Genomic DNA, 20,789 nt, shown 5'->3' with positions numbered 1-20,789 from the left:
GACAGATTAAAGAGGTCGTCTATGCAATGTCATCGTATCGAAGAGCTGCTGGAACTGCTGCAGCCTGCCTGGATCAAGGAGCAGGATCTCAGCCTGGTGCAGTTTGTTGCCAAACTGGCCGAGGAGGCGGGATTTGACGGTCCCCTGTCCGCACTGACCGACGACATGCTGATCTACCACCTCAAGATGCGGGAATCCGACAAGCAGGCGATGATCCCGGGGCTGGCCAAGGATCACGTGCCCGACTTCAAGGAAGCCCTGCTCAAGGCCCGCGGCATCAAGTAATCCGGCCGTCACATCGCCATCAGAGAAAGGTTTCAAGAGAATCTGTGAAAAGGCGCATAGTCAACTGGCTATGGGCCTTTTTTGTTGCCTGAAATTGCGACGGGACTCGAACTATAGATACATTTAACCCACACAATTAGCAGGTTGTTTAAGATATAATCGCTTTCATAACAATATGAGTGGAGCGATGTGTTGCAATGGCCGACAAGGACAAGATCGACATCAAGGATGTGACCGGTGACGTCACCGGGACTTTCAATCCCAACACCTTCAAGGCGGGAGATGACAGGTTCAACCCCGGCAACCGCATCTATGTCCGCTCCCAGACCGGCTACTGGCAGCGGGTGCGCAAGGCCATGGGCTGGTTCTTCGTCGCGCTCTTTGTCCTCCTGCCCTGGCTGCGTTATGACGGCCGTCAGGCGGTGCTGTTCGATCTGGAGCACCAGCAGTTCCATATCTTCGGTGCCACCATCTGGCCGCAGGATCTCACCCTGCTGGCCTGGGTCTTCATGATCGCGGCCTTCGCCCTCTTCTTTGTGACCACCTTCCTGGGCCGGGTCTGGTGCGGCTACCTCTGTCCCCAGACGGTGTGGACCTTCCTGTTCATCTGGTTCGAGGAGAAGCTGGAAGGGGCCGCCAACAAGCGTCGCAAGCTGGATGCGGCGCCCTGGAGCGGCGAGAAGCTGGCCCGGAAGGGCGCCAAGCACCTGGCCTGGATCCTGCTGTCGCTGGGCACGGGGCTGACCTTCGTCGCCTACTTCCAGGATGTCTTCCACCTGGTGCCCGATTTCTTCACCCTGCAGGCGGGAGGCTGGGTTATCTTCTGGGTGCTGTTCTTTGCCGCCTGCACCTATGGCAACGCCGGCTGGATGCGCGCCATCATGTGTATCCACATGTGCCCCTATGCCCGCTTCCAGTCCGCCATGTTCGACAAGGACACCTACATCGTCGGCTATGACAGCCAGCGTGGCGAGACCCGCGGTGCCCGTGGTCGCAAGGCCGATCCCAAGGCTCTGGGGCTGGGGGACTGCATCGACTGCGACCTCTGCGTGCAGGTCTGCCCGACCGGCATCGACATCCGTGACGGTCTGCAGTACGAGTGCATCAACTGCGGCGCCTGTGTCGACGCCTGCGACCAGACCATGGAGCGGATGGGGTATCCGAAAGGGCTCATCAGTTACACCACCGAGCACAAGCTGGCCCACAGTGAAACCCAGGTGGCGCGGCCCAAGCTGATTGGCTATGGCCTGGTGATGGTCGTCATGCTGGGGGTTTTCGTCTATAACGCCATGTCCATCATGCCCATGGGGCTCGACATCCTGCGGGATCGCAACCAGCTGTTCCGGGAAAACAGCGAGGGGCTCATCGAGAACACCTATACCCTGAAGATCCTCAACAAGACCCTGAACTCCCAGACCTACCGGCTGGACGTGGAAGGGCTGCCGGAGTACCAGTGGTTCGGACCCCGCGAGGTGACACTGAAGGCGGGCGAGATCTATACCCTGCCGGTGAGCCTGGCGGTGGATCCCTTCAACCTGAAGCGCCCCACTCTGGACGTCCAGTTCGTGCTCAAGCGGGAAGGCGCGGCGCCGGATGACAGCAAGGGGACCTTGCGCCAACCGAGCAAGTTTATCAGCAGGTTGTGACGGCAAGGCGCACCGCCATGCACGGAAACGGCAGACAGTGGTGATAGAATGGGGCGCAACAGCGCCCCTTTTCTATGGTGGATGACATGCGTTTCAACTATTCCGACCTCAATCCCGATCTCATCATGGATGCCATCGATCTCAGCGGCTTGCGCATCGACTCCGGCCTTATCGAGCTCAACAGTTACGAGAACCGCGTCTATCAGTTCCAGGATGAGGATCGCCGTCGCTACGTGGTGAAGTTCTACCGCCCCGGTCGCTGGAGCCGGGCACAGATCCTAGAAGAGCACGCGTTTGCCGCTCGCCTCTGTGAAGCTGAGATCCCGGTCGCCGCTCCCATTGCCTTTGCCGGCGAGACCCTGCTGGAGCATCAGGGCTACCCGTTTGCCATCTGGCAGAGCGTCGGGGGGCGTCAGTTCGAGGTGGACAACCTGGACCAGCTGGAGTGGGTGGGGCGTTACCTCGGTCGCATTCACAGCGTCGGTGCCAGCCATGCCTTTCATCACCGGGTTCCGCTGGATGTGGAGAGCATGCTGCACGAGCCGCGTCAGTTGCTGGCGGCAGGCGAGTGGTTGCCGAGCGGGCTGGCCAAGTCCTTCTTCGGGGTGCTGGACGAGCTGATCCGGCACGTATGCGACGCCATGACCCTGGACGTGGCGCGCATCTCCCTGCATGGGGACTGCCACCCGGGCAACATCCTGTGGCGTGACGGCCCCCTGTTTGTCGACCTCGACGATTGCCGCACCGGCCCCGCCATCCAGGATCTCTGGATGATGCTGAACGGGGAGCGTCATGAGCAGCAGATCCAGCTCGATACCCTGCTGGCGGGGTATGAGGAGTTCATGGAGTTCGACCCGCGGGAGCTGGCGCTCATCGAGCCGCTGCGTGCCATGCGCATCGTCCACTACATGGCCTGGCTGGCAAGACGCTGGGAAGATCCCGCCTTCCCCCGCCACTTCTCCTGGTTCAACACCGAACACTACTGGCGCCAGCAGATTGCGACCCTGCATGATCAGCTCGAGGCATTGAAGGCCCCGCCGCTCAGCCTGATGCCGCAGTGGTAGGGGCGTGAACCCGGCAGATCGCCACGCCACGGGGCGTCCGCTGGTGGTGTCGCCCGCACCATTGCCACAGCGGCAAGGTGCCCGTGGGAGGCGGGATGGCGGTCCCGCCTGTCTGCCTTTGCCATTGACGGCACGAGGGTGAGGCAATAGGCTTGGACTGCTTCGGTTCGCCGGGCGTGCCTCACAGTGATCCCTTAACAGGAAACGTCATGAAAAAAGTACTATTTTTCCTCGCTGCCATGCTGATGATCCCCATGGTTCACGCCGCCCCGCAATTCAAGGAAGGTGTCAACTATGACGTGGTCAGCCAGACCGGCAGCGCCCAGCCGGAAGTGATGGAGTTCTTCTCCTATTTCTGCCCGCACTGCGCCAAGTTCGAGCCGATTGCCGAGGATCTGAAGAAGAGCCTGCCGGAAGGCGTGCCGATGAAGAAGAACCCGGTGGCCTTCCTGGGCCGTGAAATGGGTCCCGAGATGCAGCGTGCCTACGCCGTCGCCAATCTGCTGAACGTGGAAGGCAAGCTGACCCCGGCCATCTTCGACAAGATCCACACCCAGCGCCAGATCCCCCAGAGCCGTGGTGACGTGAAGCAGATCTTCGTGGACAACGGCGTGCCGGCCGAGGAGTTCGACGGTGCTGTCGACAGCTTCGCCGTCTCCGGCATGGTCTCCCAGTTCGACCGCAACACCGAGAGCTACAACGTGCGCGGCGTGCCGGCCTTCCTGGTGAACGGCAAGTACATGGTGAAAATCGAATCCATCACCTCCCAGGAACAGTTCAACCAGCTGGTGCAATTCCTGCTGGCGAAGAAAGACTGATCCAGACTGACCTCGTGAAAAAAGGCCCGCCGGTGCAAACCGGCGGGCTTTTTGTTTATCAGGGCCATGTAAGGCGGGCCTCAGATCTGGCAATCCCGCTGGCTGGGGGCCGGGCGAGGCAAACGGGTGCGGCGGCTGAGGGCCTCCGCCAGCCAGACCAGCAGCAGTATGGCCAGCAGCAGGGTGGCGGTCTGGTCGTAGCGGAACAGGCTGAGCGAGACATAGAGCTGCTGTCCCAGGCCGCCGGCGCCAACCACGCCGAGTATGGTGGCGGCCCTCAGGTTCATCTCGCCGCGATAGAGGCTGTAGGCCAGCCACTGGCGCGCCACCAGGGGGAACACCCCGTACCAGAAGCAGGCCGTAGGGCCGGCCCCGCTCAGCTGCAAGGCGAGGCGAGGGGCGGGATCCGCGTTCTCCAGGGTCTCCACGAACAACCGCGCCAGCACCCCGGTGGTGTGCAGGGTCAGCGCCAGTATGCCCGCCACCGGCCCCAGTCCGACCGCGATCACCAGCAGGCTGGCGAAGATGAGTTCGGGCACGGAGCGCAGCAGGTTGAACAGCAGCCGCAGCGGCCAGCAGTGGCGCGCGAGGCAGGCCAGCGGCAGGGCCAGCAGGGCGCTGAAGAGGGTGCTTAGCAGCGCCATCTGCACCGTATCGAGCAGGCCCATAGCCACTGTCTTGAGGAAGGGCCATGACCAGTCCGGTCGCAAAAACTCCCCCAGGAAGGTGCCCAGGCCCCCCAGTGAGAAGCTCAGCATGCGCCAGTCGAGCTGATACAGCGCGAGGACAGCGGCCAGCCCCAGGCAGATCAGCAACAGCAGGCCGGGGGAGCGGCTGTGGCGCAGCCAGGCGCTGAGGCCATCCGCGAGCGTCACCAGCAGGATGAAGGCCAGCAGCAGGGTCACCACCTCGCCACCGGCAAACATGCGCAGGGAGAGTTCGAGCTGCTGACCGAGCCCGCCGGCGCCGACGAAGCCCATGATGACGGAGGCGCGCAGGGCGCACTCCCAGCGGTAGACGGTGTAGGAGAGCAGTTCCTGACGCACCGCAGGCAGCACGCCGTACCAGAGCGCCTGCAGCCGGCCGCTACCGCCCAGCAGCAGGGCGCGGGCCGGTTGCAGGGCACCGCTCTCCATGATCTCGTTGTAGACCTTGGCCAGCATGCCGCCGTAGCTGACGGCGATGGCCAGGATGGCGGCGAGCGGCCCGAGCCCCGACAGACGCACGAACAGCAGCGCCCAGATGAGCTCGGGCAGGCTGCGCAGCACGATGGCGACGAGGCGCGAGAGGGCCCGCAAGGCGCCGCGCAGCGGGCTGGGCACCGGCCCCAGTTCGGCCAGCGACAGGGCGCGGGAGCCGAGCAGGGCGAACGGCACGCCGAGCAGCAGGGCGCCCGCCAGTCCCAATGTCGCCACCGCCAGACTCTCCAGGGTCGCGGTCAGGGTCAGGACGAGGAAGTCCCGATCCATGCGGGGCGGCCAGCTGGTGGCGAGGAAGTTGCCCATCTGCCGCCAGCTCTGGCCGTCGAACAGGCCGAGCCAGCCGTCGGCCTGTTGCCACAGGCTGTAGCCGATGAGCAGCAGCAACCAGGGCAGGGGATGGCGCCAGCGGCTAGTCAAATTGAACACGCCGCCGCCTCGTCATCACCGGCGTAGAGCTCGGCCAGCATGGCCGGGGTGACGGCCGCCGCCGGACAGTCGAACAGCACTCGCCCCTCCCGCAGGCCGATGATGCGGGGGAAACGGCCGAGCGCCAGCTCGACCGCATGCAGGTTGGCGATGAGTGTGCTGCCCCGGGCGCGGGCCTGTGCCAGCAGGGCATCCAGGCTGCCTTGGGCGAGCACGGGATCGAGGGCGGAGACGGGCTCGTCCGCCAGGATCAGATCCGGCTGCTGATAGAGCACCCGTGCGATGCCGACCCGCTGCAACTGGCCACCGGAGAGCTCGCCGCAGCGCTGTTGCCACTTGTCGGCGAGGCCGAGGCGCGCCAGCTCGGCTAGCGCGCCTTCGGGGTCGCAGGGGCGCAGCAGGGAGAGTAAGGAACGGCCGAGGGACCACTGACCGAGCCGGCCGGCCAGCACGGCGGTCACCACCTGCTGGGAGGCGGGCAGCGGCGGTTGCTGCCAGACCATGCCGATCCGGCTGCGCAGCCGCTGGCGGTCCCGGGTGGAGAGGGTCCAGGGATCCTGGTCCCAGAGGGTGAGCCTGCCTTCGCCGCGCAGCTCGGTGCCGAGCAGCCGCAGCAGGCTGGTCTTGCCCGCGCCGCTCGGCCCTATGATGGCCACGCACTCGCCTGCCGTTATCTGCAGGTTGAACGGCTGCAGGATGCGGCTCTGGCCGAGCCGCAATCCTTCCCCGTCCAGCGCGACGGCGATCACTTCAGCAGGCCGGCCTGGGTGGCGGCGGCTTCGATGCCCAGGTAATTCTCGGGCTTGGTCTCGATGAAGCGGGTAGCGCGTTGCAGCTTGAGGATCTCGGCCTGGGCGGGCACCGCCGGATCCAGGCTGAGGAAGGCTTGCTTGATCTTCTCTTGCAGGGCCGGATCCATATCACCGCGTACTGTCCAGTTGTAGTCAAAGTAGGTCGGGGTGGTCCAGATCACCTTGACCTTGGTGGTGTCGACCTTGCCCTCTTCCACCAGTTTCTCCCACACGGAGGCGTTGAGCGCACCGGCCGGCACCTTGCCGGAGGCGACCCAGGCGACGGTGGCGTCGTGGGCGCCGGAGAAGGCGACGTGGGCGAAGTCACGTTCCGGGTTGATGCCCTGCTCGGCCAGGAAGTGGCGTGGCATCAGGTGACCGGAGGTGGAGGAGGGGGAGCCGAACGCGAAGTCCTTGCCCTTGGTGTCGGCCAGGGTCTTGATGCCGCTGTCGGCATTGGCGATGAACTTGGAGGTGAACTGGGCATCTTCCTGACGCTGCACCAGGGGTACCACCTTGTCGGCACGGCGGTGTGCCTGCACATAGGTGAAGCCCCCGAGCCAGGCCATGTCCAGCTTGCCGGCGGCCAGCGCCTCGACCACGGCGGCGTAGTCGTTGACCGGCACGAACACCACCTCGCGGCCTGTTTTCTCGGCCAGGTAGTCACCCAGGGGGGCAAACTTGCGCTGCAGCTCGGTGGGGGCTTCGTCCGGGATGGCGGAGACCCGCAGCGGTTCGGCGGCGACGGCGCTCAGGCTGGCGAGCAGGGTGGTGAGGGCGAATATCCATCTGGAGGTCATGAGTGGTTCCTTGTGGTCTGGCGTTCGAACAAGCGAAAGGTCCGACGGGGGCCGGACCTTTCAGGTGAGTCATGGTAGGGGGCCATCGGCGCAGTGCGCAAGATGGGACACTCAAAAAGGCGTCTTATACCCCGACGTGGAAGGCCTGCTTGAGGTTGCGGATGAAGTCCGCGTCCCGGCACAGGGTCTTGCCCGGGCTGTCGGAGATCTTGGCGACCGGGCCGCCGTTGCACTCCATCAGCTTGAAGACGATGTTCATCGGGGTGACGCCTGGCAGATCGCAGGTGAGCTTGGTGCCGATGCCGAAGCTGGTGTTGATGCGACCACTGAAGTGGCGGAACAGCCGGACTGCCTTGTCGAGGTCGAGGCCGTCGGAGAAGACCAGCGTCTTGGTGGCGGGATCGATACCGAGGCGCTGGTAGTGGCTGATGGCCTTCTCGCCCCAGACCACGGGGTCACCGGAGTCGTGGCGCAACCCCTGATATCGGCTCGCCAGCTCGAAGTCGAAGTCGCGCAGGAAGGCATCCATGGTGATGCAGTCGGTCAGGGCGATGCCGAGGTGGTTGGTGAACTCGTCCAGCCAGCTGGTGAGGGCCGCGCGCTGGCTGAGTTCCAGCGGGAAGCCGAGTTGCTGGTGAGCCTGGAACCACTCGTGGGCCTGGGTGCCCACCGCCGGCAGCCGGTATTTCTGGGCCAGCTGGTAGTTGCTGGTGCCGCGAAACGCCGGCAGCCGATCCTGGAGGCGGCCCACCACGGCATCCTGCACCGCATGGGAGAAGCGGCGGCGGGTGCCGAAGTCGATGAGGTTGAACTCGGTCATCTCCTCCCGGCTCAGCTCCCGTTCCAGCTTGTCGATCTTCTGGTCGAGCCGCTCCAGTGCCTGGCTGACGCCGAACTGGGGGTAGCGGAAGCGGTTGCGCATCTCGCTGATGATGGCGAGCACCGGGATCTCCCACAGGATGACGTCCTGCCAGGGCCCTTCGACCCGCACATTGATGCGGCCATCCTGCTCGAACACCTTGAGCAGGGAGGCATCCAGCGGCTTGCGGCGCAGGTGATCCAGATAATCCGGGGTGAAGAAGGGGCGCTCGGCCAGAAAATCGAGCTCGGGTCGGGTCAGCCGCAGGGAGCCGGCGAGGCGCAGTTGTTCCTCGATCTCGCCCATCATGGGCAGCAGATCCTCTTCGTTGCGGCTGTGGAATTCGGCCACCACCTCGGCATCCGGGTAGCGATGGAACACAGCCTGCTGCATGTGCAGCTTGTAGGCATCGGTGTCGAGCAGGCTGTTGAGGATCGGGGGCATATCAGGCGTCCAGCAGGCGTTGTACATCGGCCAGGGTCTGGGCCAGCTCGGCGCCGGCCTCGATCATCCGGGTGCGGGCCTGGTCGATTGTCTCGGGGGCGATGCCGCGGCAGGCATCGAGGTGGACGATGACCCGGAAGCCGGCGCGGAGCAGTTGCAGCACGCTGGTCTTGACGCAGTAGTCGGTGGCGAGGCCGCCGACCAGCACGGTCGCGACGCCGCGGGCCTGCAGGAACTCGATAAGCCCGGTGCTGCGACGCTCGGCGAGGTCGTGGTAGCAGGCGCCATAGGGGTGCAGATCCGGCTCGACCCCCTTCCAGACGAAGAAGTCGTAGTCGATGGGGGCGGGCAGGCCGTCGAGCAGCTCGAAGCCAGGGGTGCCCGGCACGCAATGGGCCGGCCAGGTGAGGTCGGCGTTGGGCAGATCCAGCGGTTGCAGCATGGCGGCCGGCTCGCTCACGACCCAGGCAGCGTTCGCGGGGTGGGCGTCCTTGCTGCCGACTCGCAGGGTGGCGAGGGCAGCCTGGGCATTGAGCGCCGCCACTATGGTATCCCCGCCAGCGACGGGCAGCTCGTTCGGGCAGAGGGGAGTGAATCCCTTCTGCGCATCAATATCCAGGCTGGCGATGATTCCCATGGATGGCTCCTTCACATAATATTCTTGTGATATTATCTACCAAACATTATTAGAAGGCGAGCAGGTCGACCAGGATGCCGAGAATGAGTCTGGATATGGTGGTGCTGCGGTTGCGCGAGGAGCGGCTCGAACTGCTTCTCGAGACCCGGGATCGCCCCCCCTTTGCCCACTGCTGGCAGTTGCCGGCCCTGCGCATCGACGAGACCCGGGATCGGGATCTGGACGCGGCTCGCCATCGCCTGCTGGCAGAGTGGGGGCTGGAGCACTGCTACAGCGAGCAGGTCTGTACCCTCGGCAACCTGGAGCGGGATCCCCGCGGCTGGTCCACCACCCTCGTCTATCTCTGTCTGGCGGATCCCGATGGGGGGGCGGTGCGCGGTCGCTGGCATCCTCTGGACGATCTGCCCGGCCTGCAACTCGCCTTCGATCACGGCAAGCTGGTCGCCATGGGGCTGGAGCGGCTGCGCATCAAGAGCCGTTACAGCACCCTGCCGTTGCATCTGCTGGGGGCAGAATTCACCCTCTCCGAGGTGCAACGGGCGTTCGAGATCGTCCTGCAGACCCCCATGAACACGGCCGCATTTCGCAAGCGGCTCCACCGTGCCGACATCCTGGTGGACACAGGGCGCAAGCGCACCGGCAAGCAACGTCCCGCCATCCTCTATCGGCTGGAGACCCCCTGTTGCGTCATGTTCGATCAGGTGATGCACGGTGCGGAAGCATAAGCCGATGTCTGCGAAAGCCGGATTGTCGCCCCATAGCGGGTCTGGTGCACTGGCACCTCACACAGGAAGTGAAAGCATGGGAGAGACGGGAATGCACAAGGTGCTGGTGAGCGCCTGTCTGCTGGGGCAGCCAGTGCGTTACGACGGCCAGAGCAAGGGGATTGTCAGCGACTGGCTGCAGGCGCTGGGAGCCGAGGGGCGGGCACTGGCCTTCTGCCCCGAGGTGGCGGGTGGCCTGCCGACGCCACGCCCCCCTGCCGAGCGCCAGGGGGAGCGGGTGGTCACCGAAAGCGGGCTGGATGTGACGGCCGAGTTCGATCGGGGCGCCGCCCTTGCGCTGGCCCTCTGTCAGCAGCAGGACATTCGCTTCGCCCTTCTGAAGGAGGGGAGCCCCTCCTGCGGCAGCGGTCGCATCTACAATGGCCGCTTCGAAGGGGTTTCACTGGCGGGAGAGGGCAAGACCACGGCTTTGCTGCGCCGCCATGGCATCGCGGTGTTCAGCGAGGATCAGCTGCCCGAGCTAGCCTCGGCGCTCGCCTTGGCTGCCTGCGGATCGGTCTGAGCCGCCGCATCGGCCGCCTGCCACTGCGCCAGCACCTCGTCTTTTTCCTTCCAGCGTGCATTCAGCCACTCCTGGAAACCGCGTTTGAACTGCTTGTCGTTGAAGTAATCCCCCACCAGTTGCTCGTCCACCGGCAGCTCCTCGATCCGCACCCGGATGCGCTTCATCCTCCCCATCAGGAAATCCTTGAAGGGGGTGTCGGGGTTGTCCGGGTAGCTGATGGTGACGTTGATCAGGCTGTCGAACTGATCGCCCATGGCTGCCAGGGTAAAGGCGAGTCCTGCCGCCTTGGGGGGCATGAGATGGCGATAGCGGGAGCGGGCGGCCTCGCGCTTCTGATCGGTGAAACGGGTCCCCTCCACGAAGTTGATGACGGTGGTGGGAATGTGGCGAAACTTCTCGCAGGCGCTGCGGGTGGTCTCGATATCCTTGCCTCGCAGATGCGGATTTCTTAACAGAAACTCTCTCGAGTAGCGGCGCATAAAGGGCATGTCCAGCCCCCAGCACGCGAGCCCCAGCAGCGGGATGTAAATGAGCTCGTGCTTCATGAAGAACTTGGGCACCGGCAGACGATTGCGAAACAGGTGGCCGAGCACCACGATATCGGTCCAGCTCATGTGGTTGCTGATAATGAGATACCAGCCATCCTTGCGCAGCCGGGTATTGTCCTCAATCTGCCAGTCTATGCGGGTAGTGAGGCGGATCACCAGGGCGTTGCAACCGAGCCACAGGCCCATGAAGCGATTGTTGAGCCGGCTGCAGGCGCGACCAAAGGCCGGCACGGGCAGCAGCAGTTTGGCCAGAGAAACCAGCAGGATCAGGCTGGCACACAGGGCGGTAAACAGTATGGTCAGGCCGGCGCTGATGAACAGCACCAGGGGGCCCGGGAGCAGGTTTGGCATGAGTGTCTTACTGCGTCTTGTCCGCCAGCAGCTTATCCAGGGTCTGGTCCTTCTCGTGCCAGATCCCGTTCAACCACTGTTGAAACTCTTGTTGGAACTCGGGGTCATTGAAGTAATCCCCCACCAGATTGCGTTCGATCGGCAGAAAGCGGACCCGAACCTTGATCTCCTTGACCCGACCGCACATGAAGTCCCAGTAGCTGGGGACGCCGCCGGGATAGGCGATGGTCACATCCACCAGCTTGTGCAGTTGATCCCCCATGGCCGCCAGGGTGAAGGCGATGCCCCCTGCTCTCGGGTGCAGCAGATGACGATAGGGTGCCCCTTGCCTGTCGTGCTTGCCGACGGTGAAGCGGGTCCCTTCCGCGAAGTTCATCACACTCACCGGCATATGGCGGAAACGGGCACACGCCTTGCGCGTGGTTTCTATGTCTTTTCCCCTCAGATGCGGGTGCTTTTCCAGAAATTTTCGGGAATAACGCCGCATGAATGGGAAATCCAGCGCCCACCAGGCCAGACCGAGAAAAGGTACCCAAATCAGTTCTTTCTTGAGGAAAAACTTCAGGAAGGGGATTTTTTGATTAAAAATCCGCTGCAATACCAATATGTCGACCCAGGATTGGTGGTTGGCAATCACCATATACCACTCATTCCGGCGCCCTTTGTCCACTCCGACCACATCGAAAGGGGTGTTGATGATGGTTTTCTGGATCAGATTGTTAAAACCTATCCAGTGGGTGGCGCAGCCGTCCAGGAGTGTGTTGCAGAGACGTCGCGCCCCCTTGAAGGGCAGCAGCAGCTTGATGAGGCCAAGCAGCAGGACGGGGACAAACCAGAACAGGGTGTTGATGAAATAGAGCAGGGTCGAGAGGCTGCCGCGCAGTCGCTCTATCAGCTTGTTGGGCATGGTGGAATCCGTCTTCGTATCGGTGGATGGCAACCAAGTGGTCAGATCTGTTGCCATAATATCAGCCGGCCTACGACTAGACCATGGTGGCGCCCTTTCCGGGTCGGGAGGTGGCTGCTGCCGTTCCCCCGCTCACTGGCCCCCGCGCAGCCGTGACAACAGCCTGTCCATGGCACGATAGCCCAGGGCTTCGATCAGATGCGCTCTCTCGATGGTGGCGTGCCCCGCCAGATCGGCGATGGTGCGTGATACCCGCAGGATGCGGTGCCAGGCCCGGATGCTGAGCCCCAGCTTCTGGATGGCACCTTCCAGAAACTCGGCATCCTGTGGCGATAATCTGCAAACATCTTCGATTTCACGACTATCCAGCAGGTTGTTGAGTTTTCCGCTGCGACTCAGCATGCGCTCTCGCGCCCCCAGCACCCGTTCGCGTATCTGCTGGCTCGATTCCCCCCGCTCCGCCTTGCCGGTCAGGCTCCCCCTGGGCAAGAGCGGGACCTCTACCGTCAGATCGAACCGATCGAGAAAGGGGCCGGAGAGCTTGCCCAGATAGCGCAGGATCTGATCCGGGCTGGAGCGGGTCTGGCCGTCGCCATAATGGCCGCAGGGGCTGGGATTCATGGCACCCACCAGCTGGAAGCGGGCGGGAAAATCCACCTGGCGGGCGGCACGACTGATGGTGATGTGCCCGGTCTCCAGCGGCTCGCGAAGGGAATCGAGCACCTTGCGCTCGAACTCCGGCAGTTCATCCAGAAACAGGACCCCGTTGTGGGCGAGGGAAATTTCGCCAGGCCTGGGATGGGTACCCCCGCCCACCAGCGCCACCGCCGAGGCGCTGTGATGGGGCGTGCGATACGGCCTGTGGTGCCAGTGGCCGGCGCGGGGGGTGAGGCCGCCGATGGAGTGGATGGCGGCGGTCTGCTGCGCCTCCTGTTCGCTCAGCGGTGGCAGAATGCCGGGCAGACGGCTGGCCAGCATGCTCTTGCCGGTGCCGGGGGGGCCGATAAACAGCAGGTTGTGGCTGCCGGCTGCGGCGATCTCCAGCGCCCGCTTCGCCTGGGACTGACCGATCACGTCCTGCAGATCCGGCACGTCGGGCAGGGTCTCCGCGCTCTGGGGTTCCGGCAGCGGCAGTTCGTACTGGCCCGCCAGCCAGGCGGTGACCGCCAGCAGCTGGTGGGCGGTGCGCACCTCAGCATCCTGTATGAGGGAAGCCTCCGGACCGTTCTCCCGTGGGACCAGCAGGGTGCGCCCCGCGTCGCGGCAGGCGAGCACCGAGGGGAGCACCCCAAGCACGGGGCGGATCTCGCCCGTCAGGGCCAATTCCCCTAAAAATTCGTGATCGAGCAGGTATTTTGCGGGTATCTGCTTGGATGCGGCGAGAATGCCGATAGCGATGGCCAGGTCGAAGCGGCCCCCCTCTTTGGGCAGATCCGCAGGGGCCAGGTTGACCGTGATGTGCTTGGCCGGAAATTCGAAATTGCCGTTGAGAAGGGCGCTGCGCACCCGATCCCGCGACTCTTTCACCGAGGTTTCCGGCAACCCCACCATGTTGAAGGCGGGCAGGCCGTTGGAGAGGTGCACTTCCACCGTGACTTGCGGCGCCGCTATCCCCAGGATGGCACGGCTATAAACAACAGCTAATGACATAAATACCGTCCTTGGTTTGATGTATATGCTGGTTAACCGTTTTTTATTAGTTTTTTGTTCCAGTCGTCAGGTTTCAGAGCAGTCAAAATCAGAGTCTTGTCAGGTAAAAAGTGCTTGCCCAATAAAAATCACCGTGCTAGTTCTAATAGCCATTCGCGGCAAGCTCCGCTCCCATTTCACAGGATTTCCGGTTGTAACTATGAACATGGCCTCCCGTTTCGTCAGCATTATTGTGGTCCTAGTGGTGATTATTATCTCACCGCTCGGGGCTCGTTTGGCTGCACGGAACAAGGGATAGACCCACCACCGGACAGAACGAAACAAGCGACCCCCGAGCCTCACGGCCCGGGGGTTTTTTTTCGACCAAAGGACAGGATTTTCCACATGAACGGCGCGCAGTTTTTGGTACAGGCTCTCAAGAAACAGGGTGTGACCCAGGTGTTTGGTTACCCGGGCGGGGCCATCATGCCGGTCTACGACGCCCTGTATGACGGTGGCCTGGCCCATCAGCTCTGCCGCCACGAGCAGGGTGCCGCCATGGCTGCGGTGGGTTATGCCCGCGCTTCCGGTCAGGTGGGGGTCTGCATCGCCACCTCTGGCCCCGGCGCCACCAACCTGGTCACCGGCCTCGCGGAGGCACTGCTCGATTCGGTACCGCTGGTGGCCATCAGCGGCCAGGTGCCCTGCGCCGCCGTCGGTACCGATGCCTTTCAGGAAGTAGACGTGCTCGGCATGTCCCTCTCCTGCACCAAGCACTCCTTCATGGTGACGGACCCGGCGGATCTGGGACGGGTCATTGCCGAAGCCTTCGCCATCGCCACCGAAGGGCGTCCGGGCCCCGTGCTCATCGACCTGCCCAAGGATGTGCAACTGGCCGCCGTTCCCTCTCAAAGCCCGCTGTTTGCCGTGGAGGAACCCGACCCCCTGAATCCGGCCGAACTGACGGTCGCCCGTACCCTGCTGGCCGGTGCTGAGCGTCCGGTACTCTACGTCGGCGGCGGGGTGGGCATGGCCAATGCCGAGCAGCAGCTGCGCGACTTTGCCGCCACCACGGGGATGCCGGCGGTCACCACCCTCAAGGGGATAGGTGCCCTCGACCCCGACAGCCCCGTCTATCTGGGCATGCTCGGCATGCACGGTACCAAGGCCGCTAACTTGGCGGTACAGCAGTGCGATCTGCTGGTGGTAGTAGGCGCCCGTTTCGATGATCGGGTGACCGGCAAGCTGGAAGAGTTTGCCCCCGAGGCAAAGGTGATCCACCTGGATGTGGACGCCGCCGAGTTCGGCAAGCGTCGCGCCGCCGATGTGGGGATCACCACGGATCTCAAGCGTGTGCTGCCCGCCCTGGCGATGACGCTGACCCTCGACCCCTGGCGCGAGCACTGCGCCACCATGGCTCGGGAATACGCCTTCCGCTACGACCATCCGGGTCAGGCCATCTACGCCCCGGCCCTGCTCAAAGAGCTTTCAAGCCAGCTGCCTGACACCAGCGTGGTGGCCTGCGACGTGGGTCAGCACCAGATGTGGGTGGCCCAGCACATGCGTTTCACCAGCCCGCGCAACCACCTCTCCAGTGCCGGCCTCGGCACCATGGGTTTCGGCCTGCCCGCCGCCATCGGCGCCAAGATGTCGCGCCCCGATGACGAGGTGGTGCTGGTGAGCGGTGACGGCTCCTTCATGATGAACGTGCAGGAGCTCGGCACCATCCGCCGGGCCCGGCTCAAGGTGAAGATGGTGCTGCTGGACAACCAGCGCCTCGGCATGGTGCGCCAATGGCAGGAGCTGTTCTTCGACGGTCGCTACAGCGAGACCAATCTGTCCGACAACCCCGATTTCGTCGCCCTGGCTGCCGCCTTCGGCATTCCCGGCGAGACTATCACATGCAAGGAAGAGATAGGTCCGGCACTGGATCGCCTGCTGGCGAGCGAGAGTGCCTATCTGCTGCATGTGGCTATTTCAGAGGAAGAAAATGTCTGGCCCCTGGTTCCGCCAGGAGTCGCCAACCACAAGATGATGGAGCAACGCCCATGAACCAGCTCAATACCAGCACCCTGGAAATCCATGCCCAACCCAGACCCGAAGTGATGGAACGGGTGCTGCGGGTGGTCCGTCACCGCGGTTTCAATCTCTGCGCCCTCAACATGGAGCAGGATTGCCAACAGCTGCGGATCACGGTTACTGTCGAATCGGTACGTCCCATCCAGCAGTTGTGGAGCCAGCTGGTGAAGCTGGTGGATGTCTCCCGGGTCGATGCACTGGAACAGCAACCCCGGATCAGAGCTTAAGGAGCCAAGCCAATGTCACAGCCTTCCCAATCCGCCGCCCACCCCCAATACATCTGGTTCAACGGCAAGCTGGTCCCCTGGCAGGATGCCCAGGTGCATGTCATGAGCCATGCCCTGCACTACGGCTCCTCGGTGTTCGAGGGGGTACGGGCCTATGACACTCCCAAGGGGACCTGCATCTTCCGCCTGCAGGAGCACACCCGCCGCCTGTTCGACTCCGCCAAGATCTACTGGATGGACGTCCCCTACAGCGAGTCCGAAGTGAATGAAGCCTGCCGCACCGTGGTGCGCGAGAACGGCCTGAAGAGCGGCTACCTGCGCCCGCTGGCCTTTGTCGGCAACGTGGGGCTGGGGCTGCATCCGCCGCTGGATGCCAAGGCCGACCTCATGGTCGCGGCCCTGCCCTGGGGCGCCTACCTCGGTGAAGAGGGGCTGAAAAACGGGGTGGATGTGTGCGTCACCTCCTGGAACCGGCTCGCTCCCAACACCATCCCGACCGGTGCCAAGGCGGGAGGCAACTATCTCTCCTCCCAGCTCATCAGCCGCGAGGCCAAGCGCAACGGCTTCGCCGAGGGGCTGGCGCTGGATGTGAACGGCTATCTGAGCGAAGGGGCGGGGGAGAACCTGTTTCTGGTGAAGAACGGCGTGCTGTTCACCCCGCCCGCCACCGCCGCCATCCTGCCCGGCATCACCCGCGACACCATCATGACGCTGGCGCGCGACTTGGGTTACGAGGTACGCGAGCAGGCGCTGCCCCGTGAGGCGCTGTACGTCGCAGACGAAATCTTCATGACCGGCACCGCCGCCGAGGTGACCCCGGTGCGCTCGGTGGATCGGATGAAGGTGGGCGCCGGTTGCCGTGGCCCGGTGACCGAGCAGTTGCAGAACGCCTTCTTCGGCCTGTTCAACGGCAAGACCGAAGACAAGTGGGGCTGGCTGACGCCGGTCAACGACTGATGATAGCGGGGAGGCGTCACGCCTCCCCGAGTCGCTTCCGGTGAAGGCTCCCCGAGGTGCCTTCACCAGGATCGATTCCCGATCCGCGAATCACACATTCATGTTGAAAGACAATGCGCCCCAGGGGCATTCAGGGAGTAGAGACAATGCCGAAGTTGAGATCCGCCACCACCACCCACGGACGTAACATGGCCGGGGCCCGCGCCCTCTGGCGTGCCACCGGCATGACCGATCAGGATTTCGGCAAGCCCATCATCGCCGTGGTCAACTCTTTCACCCAGTTCGTGCCGGGCCACGTCCACCTCAAGGATCTGGGCCAACTGGTCGCCCGCGAAATCGAGGCGGCTGGCGGGGTCGCGAAGGAGTTCAACACCATCGCCGTGGATGACGGCATCGCCATGGGCCACGGTGGCATGCTCTATTCCCTGCCGTCCCGGGAGCTCATCGCCGATTCCGTGGAGTACATGGTCAACGCCCACTGCGCCGACGCCATGGTCTGCATCTCCAACTGCGACAAGATCACCCCGGGGATGCTGATGGCTGCCCTGCGCATCAACATCCCGGTGATCTTCGTCTCCGGCGGCCCCATGGAAGCGGGCAAGACCAAGCTTTCCGACCAGATCATCAAGCTGGATCTGGTGGACGCCATGATCCAGGGCGCCGACCCCAAGGTCTCCGATGCACAGAGCGATCAGATCGAGCGCAGCGCCTGCCCCACCTGCGGCTCCTGCTCCGGCATGTTCACCGCCAACTCCATGAACTGCCTGACCGAGGCACTGGGTCTCTCCCAGCCGGGCAATGGCTCCCTGCTGGCGACCCACGCCGATCGTGAGCAACTGTTCAAGCTGGCGGGCCAGCGCATCGTCACTCTGGCCAAGCGCTGGTATGAGCAGGACGATGCCTCGGCACTGCCGCGCAACATCGCCACCAAGGCGGCGTTCGAGAACGCCATGGCGCTCGACATCGCCATGGGCGGCTCCACCAATACCGTGCTGCACCTGCTGGCGGCAGCCCAGGAGGCGGGCGTCGACTTCACCATGGCCGACATCGACCGCATGTCCCGCAAGGTGCCCCAGCTGTGCAAGGTGGCGCCTTCCACCCAGAAGTACCACATGGAAGACGTGCACCGCGCCGGCGGCGTGGTTGCCATCCTGGGTCAGCTGGAAAAAGCGGGCCTGGTGCACGGGGATACCCGCAACGTGCTGGGCACTTCCCTGGTGGAGCTGCTGGCCGAATATGACGTCAGCCGCAGCAATGACAAGGGGGTTCACGACTTCTACCGTGCAGGCCCTGCCGGCATCCGTACCACCAAGGCGTTCAGTCAGGATTGCCGCTGGCCCGAGCTGGATCTGGACCGCGCCGAGGGGTGCATCCGCTCCTTCGATCACGCATACAGCCAGGAAGGTGGCCTGGCGGTCCTCGCTGGCAACCTCGCCCTCAACGGGGCCATCGTCAAGACCGCCGGGGTGGACGAGGAGAATCTCACCTTCCGCGGCCCGGCCCGGGTATTCGAGAGCCAGGAGAGCGCGGTGAGCGGCATTCTGGACGGCACGGTGAAAGCCGGTGAAGTGGTGGTGATCCGCTACGAGGGCCCGAAAGGGGGCCCCGGCATGCAGGAGATGCTCTACCCCACCACCTATCTCAAGTCGATGGGATTGGGCAAGGCATGCGCCCTCATCACTGACGGTCGCTTCTCCGGCGGTACCTCGGGTCTCTCCATCGGCCACGTCTCCCCGGAGGCGGCCTCCGGTGGCACTATCGGTCTGGTGGAGGATGGCGACATCATCAACATCGACATCCCGGCCCGCAGCATGGTGCTGGAGGTGGCCGACAGCGTGCTGGCTGCCCGTCGCGCCGCCGTCTCTGCCCGTGGCTGGAAGCCGGTCGATCGTCAGCGCGAGGTCTCCTTTGCCCTGCGCGCCTACGCCATGTTCGCCACCAGCGCCGACAAGGGCGCGGTGCGCGATCGCACCCTGCTGGGGGAGTGAGAGAATGAACTGTCATGATATGGGCGCATTGCGCGCCCTTCGCCACGAGACGGGGGTATAAACCATGGTCTCTGCGGCGGATTATCTACGCAAGGTACTGCTCTCCCCCGTCTACGAGGCGGCGAGGGTCACCCCTTTGCAAACCCTGAAGAAACTCTCCGAGCGGCTCGGCAATCACGTCAGCCTGAAGCGGGAGGATTTGCAACCGGTTCACTCCTTCAAGCTGCGCGGCGCCTACCACAAGATCGCCACCCTGACCCAGGAGCAGAAAGAACGCGGCGTCATCGCCGCCTCTGCCGGCAACCACGCCCAGGGGGTCGCCCTGTCGGCCGCCAAGCTCGGCATCAAGGCGATCATCGTGATGCCCAAGACCACGCCGGACATCAAGATCGACGCGGTGCGCCGTCAGGGCGGCAACGTCATGCTGTTTGGCAACAGCTTCGATGAGGCCTACGGCGAGAGCCGCCGACTCGCCGAGTTGGAGGGCTACACCCTGATCCCGCCGTTCGACGACGTCGAGGTGATCGCGGGCCAGGGCACCATCGGCAAGGAGCTGCTGGAGCAGGATACCCACCTCACCCACGTCTTCGTGCCGGTGGGCGGCGGCGGCCTGGCCGCCGGGGTGGCGGTCTACATCAAGCAGCTGCTGCCGGATGTGAAGGTGATCGGGGTGGAGGCGGAGGGGTCCGCCTGCCTCAAGGCGGCGCTGGCGGCTGGCGAGCCGGTCAATCTGGAGCGGGTCTCCCTGTTTGCGGACGGGGTGGCGGTCAAGCGCATCGGCGAGGAGACCTTCCGGCTGTGCAACCAGTATCTGGACGAGGTGGTGACCGTCTCCAACGACCAGATCTGCGCCGCGCTGAAAGACATCTTCGATGACTGCCGCGCCATCGCCGAGCCGTCGGGGGCCCTGTCGCTGGCGGGCCTCAAGGCCTACAGCGAGCGGGAGCAGGTCAAGGGTGGCCGGATGGCGGCCATTTTGTCCGGCGCCAACGTCAACTTCCACAGCCTGCGTTACGTGTCGGAGCGCTGCGAGATCGGCGAGAAGCGCGAGGGCATGCTGGCGGTGACCATCCCCGAGCGCAAGGGGGCCTTCCTCGACTTCTGCCGTCAGCTGGGGCCCCGCATGGTGACCGAGTTCAACTATCGCTATGCGGACGCGGAGCAGGCGTCGCTGTTCGTTTCGGTGCGCCTCACCGGCGGTGACGAGGAGCTGGGCCAGATCATCGATCAGCTCGGCGGCAACGGCTATCCGGTGGTCAACATGACCGAGAGCGAGCTGGCCAAGAACCACGTGCGCTACATGATTGGCGGTCGCCCGGCCCGGCCCCTCGGTGAGCGTCTCTACAGCTTCAAGTTCCCGGAGCAGCCGGGGGCCCTGATGCGCTTCCTGGAGACCCTGGGCTGTCGCTGGAACATCAGCCTGTTCCACTACCGCAACCACGGAGCCGACTATGGACGGGTGCTCTGTGCCTTCGAGCTGCCGGACGAGGACGTGGCCGCCTTCCACGACTACCTGCACGAGATTGGCTACGGCTGGAAAGAGGTGAGCGAGGATCCCGCCTACCGCCTCTTCTTGGCGAGCCAGGGCAGTCAGTGAGCGGGGAGCCATCCCCTTGCCAGATGAAAAACGAAGAGCCCGGCTCTTCGTTTTTTTATGGGCAACGCGCCGGCCCCCATGATTGGGGGCACGGTGGCCGATAATGTCGCCAATATCACACTCCTGAGTCCCTGGTCGTTTGAGGCTGGTTGCAGATGGGATAATCTGAATGCGGGGCTTGGGTTCAGGGCCCCGTCAGGGAAGAGAGACGCAGCCGCGTCATAACAATTCATTGCAGGGGCTC

19 protein-coding genes are annotated in these 20,789 nt (G+C 63.9%); 11 read left to right on the top strand and 8 right to left on the bottom strand.

Translation table 11 applies throughout. From position 1 onward, the window contains the following. The first annotated feature begins 21 nt into the window (after nucleotides 1-21). From J9889_RS02065 to J9889_RS02050, 4 genes are all read left to right on the top strand, one after another. Nucleotides 22-285: a YihD family protein gene (locus tag J9889_RS02065; RefSeq protein ID WP_010676098.1), complete on the top strand. Its 264-nt coding sequence runs from the start codon at nucleotides 22-24 to the stop codon at nucleotides 283-285. 197 nt (nucleotides 286-482) lie between these two features. Next, a complete protein-coding gene (ccoG, locus tag J9889_RS02060) occupies nucleotides 483-1,931 on the top strand; it encodes a cytochrome c oxidase accessory protein CcoG (protein ID WP_010676097.1) in 1,449 nt (482 codons plus the stop codon). Nucleotides 1,932-2,005: 74 nt separating this feature from the next. Next, nucleotides 2,006-2,995 carry a serine/threonine protein kinase gene (locus tag J9889_RS02055; RefSeq protein ID WP_039039688.1) on the top strand — a complete coding sequence of 330 codons (990 nt, stop codon included), beginning with the start codon at nucleotides 2,006-2,008 and terminating at the stop codon, nucleotides 2,993-2,995. A 209-nt stretch (nucleotides 2,996-3,204) separates the two neighbouring features. Further along, nucleotides 3,205-3,813, top strand: coding sequence for a thiol:disulfide interchange protein DsbA/DsbL (locus tag J9889_RS02050; RefSeq protein WP_053287991.1), 609 nt, complete (start codon nucleotides 3,205-3,207; stop codon nucleotides 3,811-3,813). Nucleotides 3,814-3,893: 80 nt separating this feature from the next. Here the strand turns inward: J9889_RS02050 and phnE are convergent, their stop codons facing one another. The 5 genes from phnE to J9889_RS02025 all read right to left on the bottom strand — a co-directional run bounded on the left by phnE (nucleotide 3,894) and on the right by J9889_RS02025 (nucleotide 8,972). Then, nucleotides 3,894-5,441: a phosphonate ABC transporter, permease protein PhnE gene (phnE, locus tag J9889_RS02045; RefSeq protein WP_109112443.1), complete on the bottom strand. Its 1,548-nt coding sequence runs from the start codon at nucleotides 5,439-5,441 to the stop codon at nucleotides 3,894-3,896. Beyond that, a complete protein-coding gene (locus J9889_RS02040) occupies nucleotides 5,429-6,190 on the bottom strand; it encodes an ATP-binding cassette domain-containing protein (RefSeq protein ID WP_043153387.1) in 762 nt (253 codons plus the stop codon). The genes phnE and J9889_RS02040 overlap by 13 nt, the downstream gene beginning before the upstream one ends. Beyond that, nucleotides 6,187-7,032 (bottom strand): putative selenate ABC transporter substrate-binding protein, encoded by an 846-nt coding sequence (locus J9889_RS02035; RefSeq protein ID WP_043153390.1) that lies wholly within the window; start codon nucleotides 7,030-7,032, stop codon nucleotides 6,187-6,189. The genes J9889_RS02040 and J9889_RS02035 overlap by 4 nt, the downstream gene beginning before the upstream one ends. A gap of 124 nt (nucleotides 7,033-7,156) precedes the next feature. Further along, the gene (pncB, locus tag J9889_RS02030) at nucleotides 7,157-8,335 is read right to left on the bottom strand and encodes a nicotinate phosphoribosyltransferase (RefSeq protein ID WP_104452104.1); all 1,179 of its coding nucleotides are present in this window, start codon (nucleotides 8,333-8,335) and stop codon (nucleotides 7,157-7,159) included. Between the two features lies 1 nt (nucleotide 8,336). Next, on the bottom strand, nucleotides 8,337-8,972 hold the full coding sequence (locus J9889_RS02025; protein WP_119197178.1) for a nicotinamidase: 636 nt from the start codon (nucleotides 8,970-8,972) through the stop codon (nucleotides 8,337-8,339). A 74-nt stretch (nucleotides 8,973-9,046) separates the two neighbouring features. On the opposite strand from J9889_RS02025, the gene J9889_RS02020 reads away from it, so the two are divergent. Both J9889_RS02020 and J9889_RS02015 read left to right on the top strand, forming a co-directional pair. Then, nucleotides 9,047-9,697 (top strand): DNA mismatch repair protein MutT, encoded by a 651-nt coding sequence (locus J9889_RS02020; protein ID WP_029314880.1) that lies wholly within the window; start codon nucleotides 9,047-9,049, stop codon nucleotides 9,695-9,697. 76 nt (nucleotides 9,698-9,773) lie between these two features. Beyond that, complete coding sequence (locus J9889_RS02015) at nucleotides 9,774-10,259, top strand: DUF523 domain-containing protein (protein ID WP_029314879.1); 486 nt, start codon at nucleotides 9,774-9,776, stop codon at nucleotides 10,257-10,259. Here J9889_RS02015 and J9889_RS02010 read toward each other — a convergent pair. The 3 genes from J9889_RS02010 to J9889_RS02000 all read right to left on the bottom strand — a co-directional run bounded on the left by J9889_RS02010 (nucleotide 10,205) and on the right by J9889_RS02000 (nucleotide 13,718). After that, nucleotides 10,205-11,161 carry an acyltransferase gene (locus J9889_RS02010; protein ID WP_210555890.1) on the bottom strand — a complete coding sequence of 319 codons (957 nt, stop codon included), beginning with the start codon at nucleotides 11,159-11,161 and terminating at the stop codon, nucleotides 10,205-10,207. The genes J9889_RS02015 and J9889_RS02010 overlap by 55 nt on opposite strands. A 7-nt stretch (nucleotides 11,162-11,168) precedes the next feature. Beyond that, nucleotides 11,169-12,068 carry an acyltransferase gene (locus J9889_RS02005; RefSeq protein ID WP_210555889.1) on the bottom strand — a complete coding sequence of 300 codons (900 nt, stop codon included), beginning with the start codon at nucleotides 12,066-12,068 and terminating at the stop codon, nucleotides 11,169-11,171. Nucleotides 12,069-12,200: 132 nt separating this feature from the next. Beyond that, nucleotides 12,201-13,718, bottom strand: coding sequence for a YifB family Mg chelatase-like AAA ATPase (locus J9889_RS02000; protein ID WP_210555888.1), 1,518 nt, complete (start codon nucleotides 13,716-13,718; stop codon nucleotides 12,201-12,203). A 384-nt stretch (nucleotides 13,719-14,102) separates the two neighbouring features. Here J9889_RS02000 and ilvG point away from each other — a divergent pair, with 384 nt between their 5' ends. The 5 genes from ilvG (at nucleotide 14,103) to ilvA (ending at nucleotide 20,545) form a co-directional block, all read left to right on the top strand. Then, complete coding sequence (ilvG, locus tag J9889_RS01995; RefSeq protein WP_041211990.1) at nucleotides 14,103-15,749, top strand: acetolactate synthase 2 catalytic subunit; 1,647 nt, start codon at nucleotides 14,103-14,105, stop codon at nucleotides 15,747-15,749. Further along, a complete protein-coding gene (gene ilvM / locus J9889_RS01990; RefSeq protein ID WP_010676086.1) occupies nucleotides 15,746-16,003 on the top strand; it encodes an acetolactate synthase 2 small subunit in 258 nt (85 codons plus the stop codon). The genes ilvG and ilvM overlap by 4 nt, the downstream gene beginning before the upstream one ends. Before the next feature lie 12 nt (nucleotides 16,004-16,015). Further along, entirely contained in the window at nucleotides 16,016-16,960 is a 945-nt protein-coding gene (locus J9889_RS01985) for a branched-chain amino acid transaminase (protein ID WP_039039680.1), read from the top strand. A 146-nt stretch (nucleotides 16,961-17,106) separates the two neighbouring features. Next, entirely contained in the window at nucleotides 17,107-18,948 is a 1,842-nt protein-coding gene (gene ilvD / locus J9889_RS01980) for a dihydroxy-acid dehydratase (RefSeq protein WP_043153414.1), read from the top strand. A 64-nt stretch (nucleotides 18,949-19,012) separates the two neighbouring features. After that, entirely contained in the window at nucleotides 19,013-20,545 is a 1,533-nt protein-coding gene (ilvA, locus tag J9889_RS01975; RefSeq protein ID WP_041211987.1) for a threonine ammonia-lyase, biosynthetic, read from the top strand. The last annotated feature ends 244 nt before the right edge of the window (nucleotides 20,546-20,789 follow it).

Origin of the sequence: Aeromonas sp. PrichA-15, assembly GCF_017939245.1 — a bacterium.
GTDB lineage: Bacteria > Pseudomonadota > Gammaproteobacteria > Enterobacterales > Aeromonadaceae > Aeromonas > Aeromonas caviae.
This window is presented reverse-complemented; position numbering and strand designations above follow the sequence as displayed.

Coding starts and splice junctions, on each gene's coding strand:
- J9889_RS02050 (WP_053287991.1), top strand. CDS start 3,205: ATGAAAAAAGTACTATTTTTCCTCGCTGCCATGCTGATGATCCCCATG.
- J9889_RS02065 (WP_010676098.1), top strand. CDS start 22: ATGCAATGTCATCGTATCGAAGAGCTGCTGGAACTGCTGCAGCCTGCC.
- J9889_RS02000 (WP_210555888.1), bottom strand. CDS start 13,718: ATGTCATTAGCTGTTGTTTATAGCCGTGCCATCCTGGGGATAGCGGCG.
- J9889_RS02020 (WP_029314880.1), top strand. CDS start 9,047: ATGCCGAGAATGAGTCTGGATATGGTGGTGCTGCGGTTGCGCGAGGAG.
- J9889_RS01985 (WP_039039680.1), top strand. CDS start 16,016: ATGTCACAGCCTTCCCAATCCGCCGCCCACCCCCAATACATCTGGTTC.
- J9889_RS02025 (WP_119197178.1), bottom strand. CDS start 8,972: ATGGGAATCATCGCCAGCCTGGATATTGATGCGCAGAAGGGATTCACT.
- ilvG (WP_041211990.1), top strand. CDS start 14,103: ATGAACGGCGCGCAGTTTTTGGTACAGGCTCTCAAGAAACAGGGTGTG.
- J9889_RS02035 (WP_043153390.1), bottom strand. CDS start 7,032: ATGACCTCCAGATGGATATTCGCCCTCACCACCCTGCTCGCCAGCCTG.
- ilvM (WP_010676086.1), top strand. CDS start 15,746: ATGAACCAGCTCAATACCAGCACCCTGGAAATCCATGCCCAACCCAGA.
- J9889_RS02010 (WP_210555890.1), bottom strand. CDS start 11,161: ATGCCAAACCTGCTCCCGGGCCCCCTGGTGCTGTTCATCAGCGCCGGC.
- J9889_RS02005 (WP_210555889.1), bottom strand. CDS start 12,068: ATGCCCAACAAGCTGATAGAGCGACTGCGCGGCAGCCTCTCGACCCTG.
- J9889_RS02055 (WP_039039688.1), top strand. CDS start 2,006: ATGGTGGATGACATGCGTTTCAACTATTCCGACCTCAATCCCGATCTC.
- pncB (WP_104452104.1), bottom strand. CDS start 8,335: ATGCCCCCGATCCTCAACAGCCTGCTCGACACCGATGCCTACAAGCTG.
- ilvA (WP_041211987.1), top strand. CDS start 19,013: ATGGTCTCTGCGGCGGATTATCTACGCAAGGTACTGCTCTCCCCCGTC.
- ilvD (WP_043153414.1), top strand. CDS start 17,107: ATGCCGAAGTTGAGATCCGCCACCACCACCCACGGACGTAACATGGCC.
- ccoG (WP_010676097.1), top strand. CDS start 483: ATGGCCGACAAGGACAAGATCGACATCAAGGATGTGACCGGTGACGTC.
- J9889_RS02015 (WP_029314879.1), top strand. CDS start 9,774: ATGGGAGAGACGGGAATGCACAAGGTGCTGGTGAGCGCCTGTCTGCTG.